Raw genomic sequence first — 13659 nt, forward strand, 5'->3', positions numbered from 1 at the left:
CAGTGCATGGGACATAGTGCGCCAATGGCGCACCCCGTTGTTGGCCGGTATCCGGGCTGGCAGACTTACCCTCACCACCTTCTCAGGCGTTTGAAAACACCCAATGGTTTTTGATGAAAGCCAAGCTTGACGCTTGTCTGCGTACCGTTGCGGGGGCAGCGCTAAAGAGCTTCCCGTTTAACTTCAGAACAGGGACTGTTCCAAGAGCACCAACAAGGAAGATTGTACAGCAGCAGGGGGCAAAGAAAACATCGCTATACGCCCGACTACGTCCAACCCTGAATCCACTGCCCTTCATCTTGCAAATCACGCCAGTGAATAATTTGCGTTCGGCCGGAATGCACAGCCTCCAATTCAAATTGCTCAACAGGCAATTCATCGCTTTCAGGCTTCACCACTGAGCGAACCAGAAAGTGTTTTTCTTTGTTCACTGGTTTCACGGCAGTCCACTTGCTCAGCAGCAACTTCTTGGGGTTCAAACGGCGCATGGCTTAATTGACTTGCGGTGAAAGTTCAAGCTTGTTCAAATCGAAGCCCTTGGCTTTCAGGCGTTGCAGCAGCGCCTCGTATTTGGCTGGGTTTACTTGCTGCGTACGCGACAACACCCACAAAAATTCTCGCTTGGGTTCGCTGACTGCAACCAGTTGGTATTCGGGGTCAAGATCAATCACCCAGTAATCACCCCACACCATGGGCAGCCAACTTAACCAGGCTGGCGCAAAGCGTACCTCTAGCTTCGGTGATTTCAAGCCACCTGTCTGCCTGGCCTGGCCTTCGACCTCTTCCATGTCGCGGTTGGCCAACTGGCAGCGGTTCAGCACTTTCACTGTGCCGTCTTTTTGAAGTGAATATGCCGCGCTGGTATTGGCCACACACTGCTTCTGAAAACGATTGGGGTACTTGGCAACTTCAAACCAGGTGCCCATGTAACGGGGCACGTCGAGCGACTGAATGGTTTGAAGGGCTTGTGGGGATTCTGCTGCGAGTGCTGAATTGACAGCCACGCAAGACAGGGCGAACGAAGTAGCTAAAGCCAGCAGAGGTTTCATGAATTGAAGTGTGCCACATTACTTTGGATATTTGCGAAGTTTCACCACTCAAGACAAAGCCAAAATGGATTGGCTATACTGACTTTCCTGCACAGGTGTGCGGCCGAAGTATCGTTTGAATTCTCGACTGAATTGTGACGGACTCTCGTAGCCCACCATGGCCGGCACCTGGGCGGCACTGAGCGTGCTGCACGGAATTGCGGCTGTCCTGCCGATCATGAATGAACAGAAGAGTGGGCAGATCATCAATATTTCTTCGATTGGTGGACTTTATGTGGTGCCGACAGGTGCGGTGTATTGCGCCACAAAGTATGCAGTCAGGGCGATTTCAGACGGCTTGCGACAAGAAAATGATCGCCTTCGCGTGACTTGCGTTTATCCGGGTGTGGTTGAATCTGAGCTGGCCAATAGCAACAGTGACCAGGCTGCAGCTGCAGCCATGAAAAGCTTTCGGGAAATCGCCTTAAAACCAGAAGCAATCGCTGCAGCGATCGCTCACGTTATTAATCAGCCCAATGATGTAGACACCAGTGAGATTGTCGTCCGCCCCACGGTATCACCTGCCTGAAGACGCCAATTAAGACTTTAAACCCAGCGCTTCATCAGTCAGATTAATTAGCCATGATCTGGAATATCTGGCTCAACCAGCTTGGCGAGTTGTTCAAGCGATTCCTGCCAGCCCAAGTAACACATCTCGACCGGAATAACAGCGGGGATTCCTTCTTGAACAATGCGTAGTTCCGTGCCGCAAACCACTGTTTTAAGCTCAACGGTCACCACCATTTCGCCGGGCAGGTTTGGGTCGTCAAACTGGTCGGTGTGGCGAATGCGCTCATTGGGTACCAATTCCAGGTATTTCACTGTAAACGTGTGGCTACCGCCAGAGCTAAAGTTGTTGAACGACATGCGGTAGCCACCACCCTCGCGCACATCGATTTCATGAATGGTGCCAATGAAGCCATAAGGCGGGCTCCAGTACTCCAACGCACTTTTGTCGGTAAATGCCTTGTAAACCCGCTCTGCTGGGGCGCGCAGTACCCTGTGCAACTTCACTGTTCCTGTGCTGTTCGACATCGTAGTCTCCTTGAAAGTTGTGCCTACCTAAGTAGTCGAATGGGGTATGGTGAAATCGACAGTTGTACGGAAAATTTATTTATCGGGTATCAATTGCCCAATATGTGCTTGGCCTTCAGGGGAAGCCAGTACCAGAAACAAGGCTACGTTCAAAAACACTGTTACCCAGAAAATAAATCGAAACGGGGCCTTGTTTGATTTGTGCCTAAGCATGTGTTGAGCAATCAACGCCCCAGGCCAACCACCCAGCAAAGACAACCAGTGCAGGGTGCTCTCAGAAGTTCGCCAGCGCCCTTTCCTGGCTGCTGATTTGTCCATGGCATAGGTGACATAAGTCAAAGTGCTGGCAAGCACATAGATCAGAGCCAACAACAGTGGTGGCCTCCAGAGCAAGCTAACCACACCAAACAAAAACACAAAAGCGGGAATCGCTAAAAATGATCCGGTCTGCCACTGCGCGGGGGCATCGGTGCGTTCACGTTTGTTTCCAGAAACCGGGCGCGAGAAATGAACATTCTTGGCTCTTGGTTTTCCCTCAGGGCTTAGCTCAAGGTCGAAATAAACACGTTGGTTTACATGGGGACGAATGTGCCGGGAATTGAATGCAGTTGCATGAACAAACACCTCGACTTGACCTTCATTAGACTGAATAAAGCCAAACCCACGGTCATCATTCCAGGTTTTTATGGTGCCTTCGATATACATAAAATTTAACGAGTTGGTGATTGATCAAAATGCCCTGCAACCCAAGTACCACCGCCGGTGAACACATTAATCAACAGCGGTTGAAACCTATCCAGGGCTTTTGCAAATTGCGCATCATCGCTTTGACCTTCTTCAAACTCATGCCACAGGGCGCTGAGTTCATCGCCTTGGGCAGCCGCATGCTCTGAAAGAATGAGGGCATACATGGCCAAGTGCCATGAATGCTCCGCTGAATTTTCTTTGCGGCTTTGATCCAATAAGGGGGACTGGCGAAGCACCCTCTTTAGCTTGTCTATTTCACGCAGGAAATTGAGTTGTTGTTCCAGCTTGTTTGATTTCACTATCGTCCTTAAAGGAATACATCATATTACTTCGTCACAAAGCAGCCGTATAACGCCCATACACTGATTCAACTCTTCGCCTTCACCCGAATCTCCAAGGCCCTGGCATGGCCCTTTTTGGCATGGTAACGAACCGCATGGCGAACCACCCACTTCAATTCTTTCGACGCACCTTCTTGCAACCAACGCTCGCAAGTTGAAAACGCAATCTCGGGGTGGTCTTTTGCAATGTCGCCAAGGTGGTTGGCCACACTGCGGCGCACATACAACGATTCGTCGTTTTTCAAAAATTCCAGTATGGGCAATGCAGGCTCTGGGTTGGCAATAAACGACTGAATGCGTTTTCCCCAAGGCAGCTTGGGGCGTGTGCCTTCACTGCACAACCGCCTTACATGCGGGTTGGGGTCGCTTAGCCACTTGTTAACCTGTGCCAAGGTGCGTTCTTGCTGGTAAATGAGAAAGGGGCGAATGGCAAATTCGGCGGTGAAGCGCATGGTGAGCTCACGCAAGGCTTGCATGGACACATCAAACGGGTCTTCTCCATTGTTATAGCTTTTGCCCAAGCCGTAATCAGCAATAAAAAAGCTGTGCGGCAGATAGAAAAACCCGGCCAACCCCAGCGAGCCCACCTCGGTTCCAGCCGGGGTGAATGAGTCGACAAGAATAGACACTGCTTGAGTGTAATTGGCAGGTAAAAATTGCTGTAATGATTTAGCAATGTGCTGTGCACGCTGCATCAGCTCTAACGGTTCAAGGTTAGCCAACGCGTGCTGGCAAAATGCTTCAACCGGAAAAGTCTTGTGAACGTAAAGAATGTTTCGCGCCAGGCATTCGATCGATTCCCGGTTCAGCAACACCTTGAGCGGTGTGCCCTTCTGAATGGCGTTGGGCGCCGTTGGAACAGCAGGAGCACGGGGCTGCATCAGCTTTCAGATTCAAGAAGAATTTTTAATGTGTGAAGATCCGCTGCAACGGCTCGCGCGTCTTCCTCGAATTGCTGTTGCGACATACCCGGTTGCTGAAACAATGTGAAGGTGAATTCGCTGCCCTCACCATTGGGTACAACCCGCATTGGGTTGTGCACCACCACGCCCGAATCAAGCTCCACATCGTGATCGAGAACACCGAAATTATTCAGTGGTACAAACCTGATCTTCACCTTGCCGAAAGGCGCTTCGGCCACCCAGGCATCTCCTTGTTTAGTGACTTCAGAGCGGGCCAGGCCAGCAGCCCACGCCGGAAGATTTTGGGGATTTGAGGCGAAGGCGTATACATCGCCCGGGGTTCGATTGATGAAGGTGGTGATGTGTTTAACTGCATCCACTTACTTTACTCCCAGCGATTTATTGGCAAACCAGGCCAAGTTAATATCATGCTTCTTACTGCTGAAGAATGGTAACAAGATACGCAACATACACACCCAGCAAGAAGACACCCCGCTTTCGTTGAATGAAGCCGTTGCGCGGAGGATAAACGAACGCCACCGCCACAAGGCCGAACACCAGGGCAATGGCCACTTCGTGCCAGGGAACGATGATGGGATGAATCATGGCCGCAACGGCGACGATAAAAATGCCATTGAAGATATTGCTGCCCAGAATGGTGCCCAAGCCAACTTCATCATGACCACGAATCTTGGCCATAACCGTTGTTGCAAGTTCCGGCACCGACGTGCCAATTGCCACGATGGTTGCACCAATGATGAACTCATCCACACCAAAAGCAACCGCGATGCCCCTTGCCCCGGCAACAATGAAATTCCCGGCTGCAACCAAGAATACAAAACCGGCAAGGCAAGAAACAACAACCAACCACCGACGTTGTTCGCCAAGAACGTCCTCTGCTGCGCTTCGTTGCTTTCTTGCTTCGACAACGGCCGCCACGATCCAGGCAATGAACATGCTGATCATCAAGAACCCATCGACTCGGGAAAGCTCACCATCAAGAAACAAAACAGCTGTAAAAACAGGGATCAGCAAAGCCACGGGGAAGTCCCGCTTTACGCTGTCTCGAGGGCTTTGAATTCCGGAAATGATCAGTGCCAGCCCAAGAATGAGAGCCACGTTCACCACGTTACTTCCAAGCGCGTCGCCCAAAGCAATTTGAGGCTTTCCCACCAAAGCGGAACTAATCGAAACCGACAGCTCCGGGCTTGATGTAGCTAACGCGGCAACGGTGACGCCGATGATGCCTGGAGAAACTCGCGCCCAGTGAGCCAATCCAACTGAGCCGCGAACGAACAACTCACCACCGAGGCCAGCGCAGACAACTCCGAGAAGTAAAGCTGTGTAGTCGTTCATGACAGTTTCAGAATTTAAATCATCAACAATTCAAAGATAAGCCATTCGATCAATTTGACATATATCTTGCTTAATCAACAAAACCCGAAAACCACAATCAGTCTAATTTTGAGCAACAAGCGGCGAAACATCACCCTGCATTTGAGGGGTGTCGGCAAACTCCAATTATTCGAAGGACTTCCCAAAAGTCAGCAGGACTAAGCTCAATGGCAACACCCTCGGAATGATCACCAATCTAAGGGCAAAAAAATGAAGAAAAAAGTCAATCACCTGCAAAGCTGCCCCCTGTCGCAAACTTACTCAAATGTCACTTTATGCAAAGTTCCTACTGCGCTAGTGACTACCCAGCCAACCATTGGAAACGAAAGCATCAAAAGCAGTGCAACCACTGCAGCTACAAGTGCCACAGCGCGCGCGAGAAAGTAATTTTCATCGCCTACACTTAAGCATTGCCACCAACCTTTGCGACAATTGCAAGTATCGCCATGGTGATACAAAATAAATGCAGATAACCGAGCACGCCATATACGAAAAATCTGCAAGCAATGTTGAACCCGAATGGCACTTGCTTGTGCATGTCACCGAATCCTCGAACCCTACGAAACCAAGGTATTGAAATCGCTATTGAGAACAACAAAGTCCGAATCCAGCTGGATGGAAAATATCGATACGCAACCGATTCAAACTCGCTGAAATGAGGTGGGCGCACATATTGATCAATAACAGACCGCGGCGTTAGCCAAGTCAGAAGGACCATACTCAGAATGAGTAACACTGGAATGATCAATATGCTGAAACCCATGACCCAGACAATTACATCGACTATTGGCATAATTGACCCACCCCCGAGGCACTAACGAGATCCATTTGATTACCAAATTGGTCATAGAAAACCTTTCCTCCAGCTTTCCCAGCCTCTTGTGCAAAGTAGCCGCCCATTGCGGAAGCGACCAGTGCAACACCCCAGCCCACGGGACCACTTACGACGAACGCCCCTACAGCCAAACCAGCATAAAAGCCTCCAAGAGCACCGAAAACAATGCCAGTTCCATCCACCCACAGAACCTCATTCTTCTTCTGAACACTGCCAGCCGAAGCAATCTTTCCACACGCCCCCATCGCTCCAAACGTCGTCAATAACAACCCACCCCCTTTCGCAAATTTGCTCAACTTGGCCATTCTTTCCGCATGCTTTACAAACACCGGCGAGGGGTTCACGCCCACCGCCCTGTTTTGGTAAAGCAGGTTGAACGAGTTCTGCCCGCCGTGCATGTGCCTGCCCATCCAGCCCAGCTTTTTAAGGTAGTTATTCAGTACCTCTTGCTGGCGCAACTGGTATTGGCGCACGCTCAACCGGCCAGCCAATCGCTCGGCATTCAGCTGTTGCAAACGGCCCATCACAGCGCGATTTTGCACGCCGCTTAAATAACCCAGCACGCCCAGGCCCAAGCCTGCAAAATCGGAGACATGCTGAGTGTCGTTGCTTGCCCGGGCCAAAAACTCATACACACCGCGCTCGGCTGTGTCGGTGGGTACAAAGTTGCGTGCCGTGTCGATCAAGGCAAACTCGCCGCCCCCATTCACCACTTGGCGAATCCGGGCCTTCACCACCTCGGGATTCATACACAGCAGCACATGCGGGTCGTGTGAAATAAAATCAAGCGTGCGCGGGGCCTGGCTGCCCAATGCCATACGCGGGTTTTTCACGGTGGGGTTCAGTGCCAGCAAATAATCCAGCAGCACTGAAAAAACCGGCTCTTGCCCTGGCAATATACCGTAGCTGTGAGTAATCACATCGACCAGTGAATGTTGCGGCAGGGGTATGTAGAAAGCTGGTTGGGTTAGCGACAATTTGCCGAAGCTGGAATTGAACATGGGCGAAGCAGGGAATTGAACAGCCTGCCATTCAAGCCCGTGGCGGAAGCTGTGTCAAAAAGCGGGGATTTGAATCGCTAGATGTAGGTAGTGGCGCGGCTGGCGAGCTTTCCAAGTCCAGCATAAAATACGCATTCGATACGATTCAAATCTAACGAACTTGGCTTTTTGGGCAACCGCTATGATAAATGTTGGTGTGAAGACAAACGAAAACTCAAACAGAGTGTTCAGCGATTACATAGTGTACGTCGATGAAAGCGGGGATCACGGCATGCAAAACCTCGATCCAAATTATCCGGTTTTTGTGCTCGCCTTTTGCATCTTTCACAAAAGACACTACTCAGACCAAGTCGTTTCTGCACTACATCAATTCAAGTTTAAACATTTTGGTCACGATTTAGTGGTGCTTCACGAACACGATATCCGAAAAGAAAAGGGAGCTTTCAGCTTCAAAAGCAGGCAGCAGAAAACCATGTTTTTAGCCGAGTTGAGTCAACTCATTCACACGCATAACTTCATCTTGGTTAGTTGTGTGATCAATAAAGCGAGGCTAAAGGGTCTTCCCGATCAAAATGAAAATCCCTATCATTTGGCGCTAGGTTTCTGCCTTGAAACGCTATATGAATTCCTGCAAGAGAAACATCAGAACGAGCTACTTACCCATGTCGTTTTTGAATGCCGAGGCAAAAGAGAAGACGATGAACTGGAGCTCGAATTTCGAAGGATGTGCGACGGCACAAATCGTCTGGGAATTGATCTCCCGTTTGAAATTGTTTTCGCAGATAAGAAAGTTGACTCCCCTGGCCTTCAACTGGCGGATTTAGTGGCTCGTCCAGTAGGGCTCAACGTCCTGCGGCCAGATCAACCCAACACCGCTTTTGATGTTTTAAAAGAAAAGTTTTACTGTTCGGGCGGAAGACGAAACGTTGGGAAAGGCTATGAAAATTGGGGTCTGAAAATTTACCCGCCCCAAAAAAGCGAAAAGCCCCGGTGAAACGCACCGAGGCAATAACGCCGACCGGGAACCCCCAATCCACTTCCCCCGAAGTTTAAGCGATATGGGCCTGTTGAATCAAGTGATTGGCAAACAATTCAACATTTGGTTGCGAGACGTCAGCGAAACTTCACAAGGAAAAACAGAATGGCGCGGCTGGCGGGGATCGAACCCACGACCCTTGGCTTCGGAGGCCAATACTCTATCCACTGAGCTACAGCCGCGCGAGAAGGCGTTAGTGTACACCAGCGCCAGTATCTAGGATACTGAGGCCATATATCCACCGTATTACCTTTAAAAATGAAAATCGCCACTATTCTTCGCTCCAAAGCGGTGCTGATTCCGCTTTTTGTCATTGTTTTCTTCTACCTGTTTGCTTGGGCAGGCCTGCCGCGCCTGGTGCACTGGCAAGCTGAAAAACAGGTGCTTGAGCGTTCGGGCCATGCGTTGAACATGGGCCTGCCCGAGATCAACCCCTTCAAGCTGACCGTGCGAATCCCGAAGCTGAACCTGGCCACGCCAGAGGGCGAGCAGTTAGTGTCATTCGAGCATTTGTTTGTCGATGTGTCGGGCACCGACCTGTTCACCGGGCTAATTGCGCTGGATCAAATCGACCTGAAAAACCTGAACCTGAATGTGGCCCTGCTGCCCGAGGGCAAGAACAACTTCACCGCCCTGCTGGATGCCTTTAAAACTGACGAGCCCGAGGAAGAAGAAAACACCGAACCACCGGCCTTTCTGCTCAGCCACCTGCTGATTTCCGATGCCGCTGTCAATTTCGAGGACCGCCGCAAACCCGATGGGTTGAAAACCACATTTGCCCCGCTGAACCTGGAGTTGCGCGACCTGGCCACCCGTTCAGAAAACGATGGCGACTTTGTGCTGAATGCTGTCACGGGCCTGGATGCGGAGTTGAAGCTGCGCGCGCAAATTCAGTTGGCCGACCCTTCTGCGGTGGGCGAGTTTTCACTCACCGGCTTGAACATTGCGAAGCTGGAACCGTTGCTGGCCCCCTTGCTGCCCACAGCCCCACCGGCTGGCAGTGCCGACCTGGCTTTGAATTTTGATGTAAACCTGAAAGACGCCAGCGAGGAAATTCCACCCAAGGTATTGATCAACAACATCAATGCAGAAGTGCGCGAATTCAACATTGCTGCCAAGCCACAAGGCGCGGCCGCAGCAGCCCAATTCGGCAAGCTGAACATCAACAACGCAAGCTTTGATTTGCAAACCAACAAGGCCGAGTTGGCTGGCATTGTGCTGGCAGGCTTGCAACTGAACCACGGCAACAAGGCCAAAGCCATTGGGCTGAACACCATTGAAGTGGGCCCCATTGCGGTGGACTTGAATGAGCAGCATGCACAGGTAAACAGCGCCACTGTGCAGGGCGGACAAGTGAATGTGAAGCGCAACGCCAAGGGCGAGCTTGATTTGATGGCGGCGATTAACGACTGGATTCCCCCAGCCAAGCCAGCGGCAAAACAAGCTGAGGCAGACAACGAAACTGCCGAGGAATCGGAATCCAAGCCCTGGACCTACGCAGTCGACACCATTGCTATTTCAGGCATTAACACAGCCTTTGAAGACCAAAGCGTGAAACCTGCGCTGAACATCGGCCTGAACAACATTGCGGTTTCAACAAGCGGCCTTACGCAAGACCTTTCGAAAAACCTGCCCCTGAAAGCCAGCCTGAATGTGGCCAGTGGCGGCAGCATTGCAGTGAACGGCACAATCAACCCCAGCACCGCCGCCACGCAAATGAATGTGGAAGTCAATGCGCTGGCGCTGAAACCCGCGCAGCCTTTCATCGGTCAGTTTGCAAAACTGGACCTTGCAAACGGTGCCATTTACACCAAAGGCAAAGCCACCTACAACGCCAAGGAACAAGGCTATGTGGGCAGCCTCACCGTGGCAAGTTTGCGCCTGAATGAAACCGGCACGAAAATCTCGTTTCTGGAATTCAAAAAACTGTTTACACCCGGCCTGCGCGTGAATGCCCAAGGCTTGAACATTCAACGGTTAACACTTGAAGGGCTGGACACTGCACTGCTGATTGCGAAAGACAAATCGACCAACATCAGCCGTATTTTGGTGAACAAGGAAGAACCGAAAACTGCAGCGGAACAAACAACTGCACCCGCAAAACCCTCCGACAACTCGCCCCCTGCGTTTGCAGTGAACATTGATCGCTTTGCGATTGCCGACAGCGAGTTGGACTTTGCAGATGAATCGCTGTTCATTCCGTTTGGCACACGCATTCACAGCCTGGAAGGTGTGGTCAATGGTTTGTCGAACAAGCCCGGCACACGCGGCGAACTTGCGCTGAAAGGTGCAGTAGACGAATTCGGCGAGGCCGATGCGCAAGGCACAGTCAACCTGCTTGATCCCACCGCTTACATGGACATTGCGGTGAAATTCAGCAACGTCGAAATGAGCAACCTGACCGCGTATTCCGGCACGTTTGCAAACCGCAAAATTGAATCGGGCAAGTTGTCGCTGAACCTGAATTACCAAATTGAAAACCAGAAGTTGAACAGCACCAACCAAGTGATTGTGGACAAGCTGAAACTGGGTGAGCGCGTACAAAGCCCGCAAGGCCGAGACCTGCCTTTGGAGTTGGCCATTGCCATTCTGGAAGACAGCAACGGCCGCATTGATCTGGGCTTGCCGATTACCGGCGATTTGAACGACCCGCAATTCAGCTACGGGGCCATTGTGTGGAAGGCCCTTGGCAATGTGCTCACCAAAATTGTGACCGCCCCTTTTCGCGCGCTGGGCGCCTTGTTTGGCGGTAGCGATGCCGATGAACTGGGCAAGATTGAATTCACCGCGGGTGCCAACACGCTAAGCCCCTCACAACGTGAAGGCCTGAAAAAACTGGGCGAAGCATTAACCACCCGCCCGAACCTGGCGCTAACCGTACAAGGCACATGGGCACCTGCCGACAAAACAGCCATTCAAAATTTGCAAATGCGCCGTGCGGTGGCCACACAAGCTGGCGAGAAATTGCAAGCCGGTGACAACCCAGGCCCCTTGGCTTTGAACAGTGAAACCACTCAAGAAGCACTGGAAGCCCTGTTTGAGAAACGGTTCAGCGGCGGTGAACTGGCCTCGCTGAAAACAGGCTTCAGAACAGCCAACCCGGGCAAGCTTGAACAAGGCCTTGCTGGCAAAGCGCTGGGGCAAATTACCAACTTGTTTAAAGACACGCGCGAGTTAAGCGATTCTGAAGTGAACACACTGAAAGACAAAAACTTTTATGCAGTGCTTGCTCAAAAACTGCAAGACTCGGAAGACGTAAGCACCGCGCAATTGCAAGCCCTGGCCACACAGCGCCAACAAGTGGTAAGCACCGGGCTTGCTGCTGCTGGCGTGCCAGCCGAACGTGTAAAAACCGATGCACCCAAGGAAACCAAAGCAAGCGATGAAAAAACCGTGCCGATGGAATTGGGTGTGGCGGTGAACAAATAACTAAACAATAAATCCCGCCTTGCTGGCCAGCACCTCGCGGGTTACCCGAATGAATTCACGGGTTTTGGCGGGCATGGGGTTGGCATAGGGGCACACGGCAAATATGTCGGCCGGCGCGCCCGCCCAGTCGGTCAACACGCGCACCAGCGCGCCTGTTTTTAGTTCTTGCTGAATGTCCCATTCAGAACGCAACAACACGCCCTTGCCTTGCAGGGCCCATTGCACAGACACATCGCCGTCGTTCGAACTCACTGGCCCGTGCACTTTCACGGTGGTTTCCTGCTTGCCGCTGCGCAACTGCCAGTTGTTGAAGGTGTGGTTCTCTTGCCGAATCACGAGGCAATCGTGGCGGGTCAGGTCGGCAGGCGTCTTCAACTCGCCAGCGGCCACCGCCAAATACGAAGGCGCGGCGCACAATATGCGCCGGTTGCTGGCCAGCTTCTGGGCAATCAATCGTTGGTCGGGCGGCTCCCCAAAGCGCACCGACAAATCAAAGCCACCCTCGATCAAATCAATGGGGTGGTCGGTCAATTCCAGTATCACTTCCACGGCCGGAAATTCAGCATGGTAAGCCGACACCACATTGGCCACGTGTTTGCGGCCAAAACCCAAACTGGCATTCACCCGCAGCAGGCCACGCGGGGTGTCTTGCCCGGCACGCAGGGTGGCTTCCAGCACGTCAATTTGACGAAGAATATTGCTCCCTTCCAACAAATAGCGTTCGCCCTCGGCACTTAAACCAATGCGTCGCGTGCTTCGGTGCAGCAGGCGCACACCCAGCCGCTTTTCCAATGCAGCCAGGCGACGGCTAACGGCAGGCGGTGTGACATCAAAGGCCATGGCGGCACTGGCCAGACTTTCATGGCGCAGCAATTCGCTGAAAAAGGCAAGATCGGACAATTGCTTCAAAAAGAACTCTCACATTGATTCGTGCGTATTTGTTAATAATATTTTAAATGTTGAATCATTGTAGATATTTTTATAATGAATACACTGGGCGCTTCCACATCACCAGCACACCACACCCCATGTCTTGGCTCGCTCTTCCTGATTTGCTCCTTGTTTTGTCGTTGGGCGCTGCCTTGGGTTTCTTTGGTGGACTGTTTGGTATCGGGGGCGGCATTATCGCTGTCCCCCTTTTTATTATCGGGTTTGGCATGGACCAGGCCCTGGCACAAGGCACCGCACTGGTGCTGATGGTGCCGAATTTGCTGATTGGCTGGTGGCGTTACAACCAGCACCACAAACTGCCCTGGCTGGCCGTGGCTGCCATTGGCATTACCGCCACAGTGACCACCTGGCTAACCGCCAAACTGGCTGTGCGCCTGGATCAAGACCTGCTGCACTGGATATTCAACCTGTTCATTTTGGCAGTGGGCCTGCGCATGTTGTTGCTGCGGAAAAACCCCAGCGCAAATTCAAATAGCTCTGACCAACCCCGCACAGCCACCATGCCCATTGTGGGCGTACTGGGCGGCACCAGCATGGGGTTGCTGGGCATGGGGGGTGGCTTGGTGGCCACGCCCATGCTGACCACCGTGTTCAAGCACACCCAAACCACGGCACAGGCTTTGTCGCTGGCGCTGGTGGCACCAAGCTCAGTGATGGCGTTGACCACCTACGCCAACGCCCACCGCGTGAACTGGGAACTGGGTTTGCCGCTGGCCTTTGGTGGCCTGTTCACGGTATCTGCCGGGGTGGCCATTGCCCACTACCTGCCTGAAAAAGCCTTGCGCCGAAGCTTTGCAGCGGTCATGATTGTTGCGGCGTTTTGGCTGATTTTGCAATCACTACACACGCACTAAGCTTTTCCGGTAAGAATAGGGGCTTGTCCACACTTGCCTTGTTTG

14 protein-coding genes, 1 tRNA gene, 1 pseudogene and 1 riboswitch are annotated in these 13659 nt (G+C 52.0%); of the genes and pseudogenes, 4 read left to right on the forward strand and 12 right to left on the reverse strand.

Features of this window, described 5'->3' with window-relative positions:
* Window positions 1-25: 25 nt before the first annotated feature.
* A riboswitch (cobalamin riboswitch) is annotated at window positions 26-229 on the reverse strand.
* A gap of 37 nt (window positions 230-266) precedes the next feature.
* From ACVL1J_RS01910 to ACVL1J_RS01920, 3 genes are read right to left on the reverse strand one after another with little or no spacing between them, the layout of a single operon-like run.
* Window positions 267-488 carry a TIGR02450 family Trp-rich protein gene (locus ACVL1J_RS01910; protein WP_341236930.1) on the reverse strand — a complete coding sequence of 74 codons (222 nt, stop codon included), beginning with the start codon at window positions 486-488 and terminating at the stop codon, window positions 267-269.
* 3 nt (window positions 489-491) lie between these two features.
* Window positions 492-1049 (reverse strand): lipocalin family protein, encoded by a 558-nt coding sequence (locus ACVL1J_RS01915; RefSeq protein ID WP_341236929.1) that lies wholly within the window; start codon window positions 1047-1049, stop codon window positions 492-494.
* 48 nt (window positions 1050-1097) lie between these two features.
* A complete protein-coding gene (locus ACVL1J_RS01920) occupies window positions 1098-1295 on the reverse strand; it encodes a helix-turn-helix domain-containing protein (protein WP_491665079.1) in 198 nt (65 codons plus the stop codon).
* Between ACVL1J_RS01920 and ACVL1J_RS01925 the strand changes: the two are divergent.
* A pseudogene (locus tag ACVL1J_RS01925) lies at window positions 1234-1617 on the forward strand (SDR family oxidoreductase); the annotation flags it as partial. The gene ACVL1J_RS01920 and the pseudogene ACVL1J_RS01925 overlap by 62 nt on opposite strands.
* A gap of 47 nt (window positions 1618-1664) precedes the next feature.
* Here ACVL1J_RS01925 and ACVL1J_RS01930 read toward each other — a convergent pair.
* The 7 genes from ACVL1J_RS01930 to ACVL1J_RS01960 form a co-directional block, all read right to left on the reverse strand.
* Window positions 1665-2123 carry an SRPBCC family protein gene (locus tag ACVL1J_RS01930; protein WP_341236928.1) on the reverse strand — a complete coding sequence of 153 codons (459 nt, stop codon included), beginning with the start codon at window positions 2121-2123 and terminating at the stop codon, window positions 1665-1667.
* A 75-nt stretch (window positions 2124-2198) separates the two neighbouring features.
* Complete coding sequence (locus tag ACVL1J_RS01935; protein WP_159567898.1) at window positions 2199-2828, reverse strand: DUF1294 domain-containing protein; 630 nt, start codon at window positions 2826-2828, stop codon at window positions 2199-2201.
* 5 nt (window positions 2829-2833) lie between these two features.
* Entirely contained in the window at window positions 2834-3169 is a 336-nt protein-coding gene (locus tag ACVL1J_RS01940) for an HD domain-containing protein (protein WP_159567897.1), read from the reverse strand.
* A 68-nt stretch (window positions 3170-3237) separates the two neighbouring features.
* Window positions 3238-4092 carry a DNA alkylation repair protein gene (locus tag ACVL1J_RS01945; protein ID WP_341236927.1) on the reverse strand — a complete coding sequence of 285 codons (855 nt, stop codon included), beginning with the start codon at window positions 4090-4092 and terminating at the stop codon, window positions 3238-3240.
* Window positions 4092-4493, reverse strand: coding sequence for an SRPBCC family protein (locus ACVL1J_RS01950; RefSeq protein ID WP_341236926.1), 402 nt, complete (start codon window positions 4491-4493; stop codon window positions 4092-4094). The genes ACVL1J_RS01945 and ACVL1J_RS01950 overlap by 1 nt, the downstream gene beginning before the upstream one ends.
* Before the next feature lie 55 nt (window positions 4494-4548).
* Window positions 4549-5469 (reverse strand): calcium/sodium antiporter, encoded by a 921-nt coding sequence (locus tag ACVL1J_RS01955; RefSeq protein WP_341236925.1) that lies wholly within the window; start codon window positions 5467-5469, stop codon window positions 4549-4551.
* 822 nt (window positions 5470-6291) lie between these two features.
* Window positions 6292-7344: a hypothetical protein gene (locus ACVL1J_RS01960; RefSeq protein ID WP_341236924.1), complete on the reverse strand. Its 1053-nt coding sequence runs from the start codon at window positions 7342-7344 to the stop codon at window positions 6292-6294.
* 241 nt (window positions 7345-7585) lie between these two features.
* Here ACVL1J_RS01960 and ACVL1J_RS01965 point away from each other — a divergent pair, with 241 nt between their 5' ends.
* Window positions 7586-8338, forward strand: coding sequence for a DUF3800 domain-containing protein (locus tag ACVL1J_RS01965; protein ID WP_474563456.1), 753 nt, complete (start codon window positions 7586-7588; stop codon window positions 8336-8338).
* Between the two features lie 148 nt (window positions 8339-8486).
* Here the strand turns inward: ACVL1J_RS01965 and ACVL1J_RS01970 are convergent.
* A tRNA-Arg gene (locus ACVL1J_RS01970) sits at window positions 8487-8562 on the reverse strand.
* A 76-nt stretch (window positions 8563-8638) separates the two neighbouring features.
* Between ACVL1J_RS01970 and ACVL1J_RS01975 the strand changes: the two genes are divergently transcribed.
* A complete protein-coding gene (locus ACVL1J_RS01975) occupies window positions 8639-11809 on the forward strand; it encodes a DUF748 domain-containing protein (protein ID WP_341237391.1) in 3171 nt (1056 codons plus the stop codon).
* On the opposite strand, the gene ACVL1J_RS01980 is transcribed toward ACVL1J_RS01975, so the two are convergent.
* Window positions 11810-12718 carry a LysR family transcriptional regulator gene (locus tag ACVL1J_RS01980; RefSeq protein WP_341237390.1) on the reverse strand — a complete coding sequence of 303 codons (909 nt, stop codon included), beginning with the start codon at window positions 12716-12718 and terminating at the stop codon, window positions 11810-11812. It lies immediately after the preceding gene.
* A gap of 119 nt (window positions 12719-12837) precedes the next feature.
* Here ACVL1J_RS01980 and ACVL1J_RS01985 point away from each other — a divergent pair, with 119 nt between their 5' ends.
* On the forward strand, window positions 12838-13614 hold the full coding sequence (locus tag ACVL1J_RS01985; RefSeq protein WP_159569468.1) for a sulfite exporter TauE/SafE family protein: 777 nt from the start codon (window positions 12838-12840) through the stop codon (window positions 13612-13614).
* Window positions 13615-13659: the final 45 nt, after the last annotated feature.

It is taken from the genome of Limnobacter sp. G6BE5S, assembly GCF_058448965.1.

Excerpts from the sequence above, each read along its gene's own strand:
- ACVL1J_RS01975 (WP_341237391.1), top strand. The coding sequence starts at position 8,639 with ATGAAAATCGCCACTATTCTTCGCTCCAAAGCGGTGCTGATTCCGCTT.
- ACVL1J_RS01910 (WP_341236930.1), bottom strand. The coding sequence starts at position 488 with ATGCGCCGTTTGAACCCCAAGAAGTTGCTGCTGAGCAAGTGGACTGCC.
- ACVL1J_RS01960 (WP_341236924.1), bottom strand. The coding sequence starts at position 7,344 with ATGTTCAATTCCAGCTTCGGCAAATTGTCGCTAACCCAACCAGCTTTC.
- ACVL1J_RS01915 (WP_341236929.1), bottom strand. The coding sequence starts at position 1,049 with ATGAAACCTCTGCTGGCTTTAGCTACTTCGTTCGCCCTGTCTTGCGTG.
- ACVL1J_RS01930 (WP_341236928.1), bottom strand. The coding sequence starts at position 2,123 with ATGTCGAACAGCACAGGAACAGTGAAGTTGCACAGGGTACTGCGCGCC.
- ACVL1J_RS01985 (WP_159569468.1), top strand. The coding sequence starts at position 12,838 with ATGTCTTGGCTCGCTCTTCCTGATTTGCTCCTTGTTTTGTCGTTGGGC.
- ACVL1J_RS01935 (WP_159567898.1), bottom strand. The coding sequence starts at position 2,828 with ATGTATATCGAAGGCACCATAAAAACCTGGAATGATGACCGTGGGTTT.
- ACVL1J_RS01920 (WP_491665079.1), bottom strand. The coding sequence starts at position 1,295 with ATGATCTGCCCACTCTTCTGTTCATTCATGATCGGCAGGACAGCCGCA.
- ACVL1J_RS01955 (WP_341236925.1), bottom strand. The coding sequence starts at position 5,469 with ATGAACGACTACACAGCTTTACTTCTCGGAGTTGTCTGCGCTGGCCTC.
- ACVL1J_RS01945 (WP_341236927.1), bottom strand. The coding sequence starts at position 4,092 with ATGCAGCCCCGTGCTCCTGCTGTTCCAACGGCGCCCAACGCCATTCAG.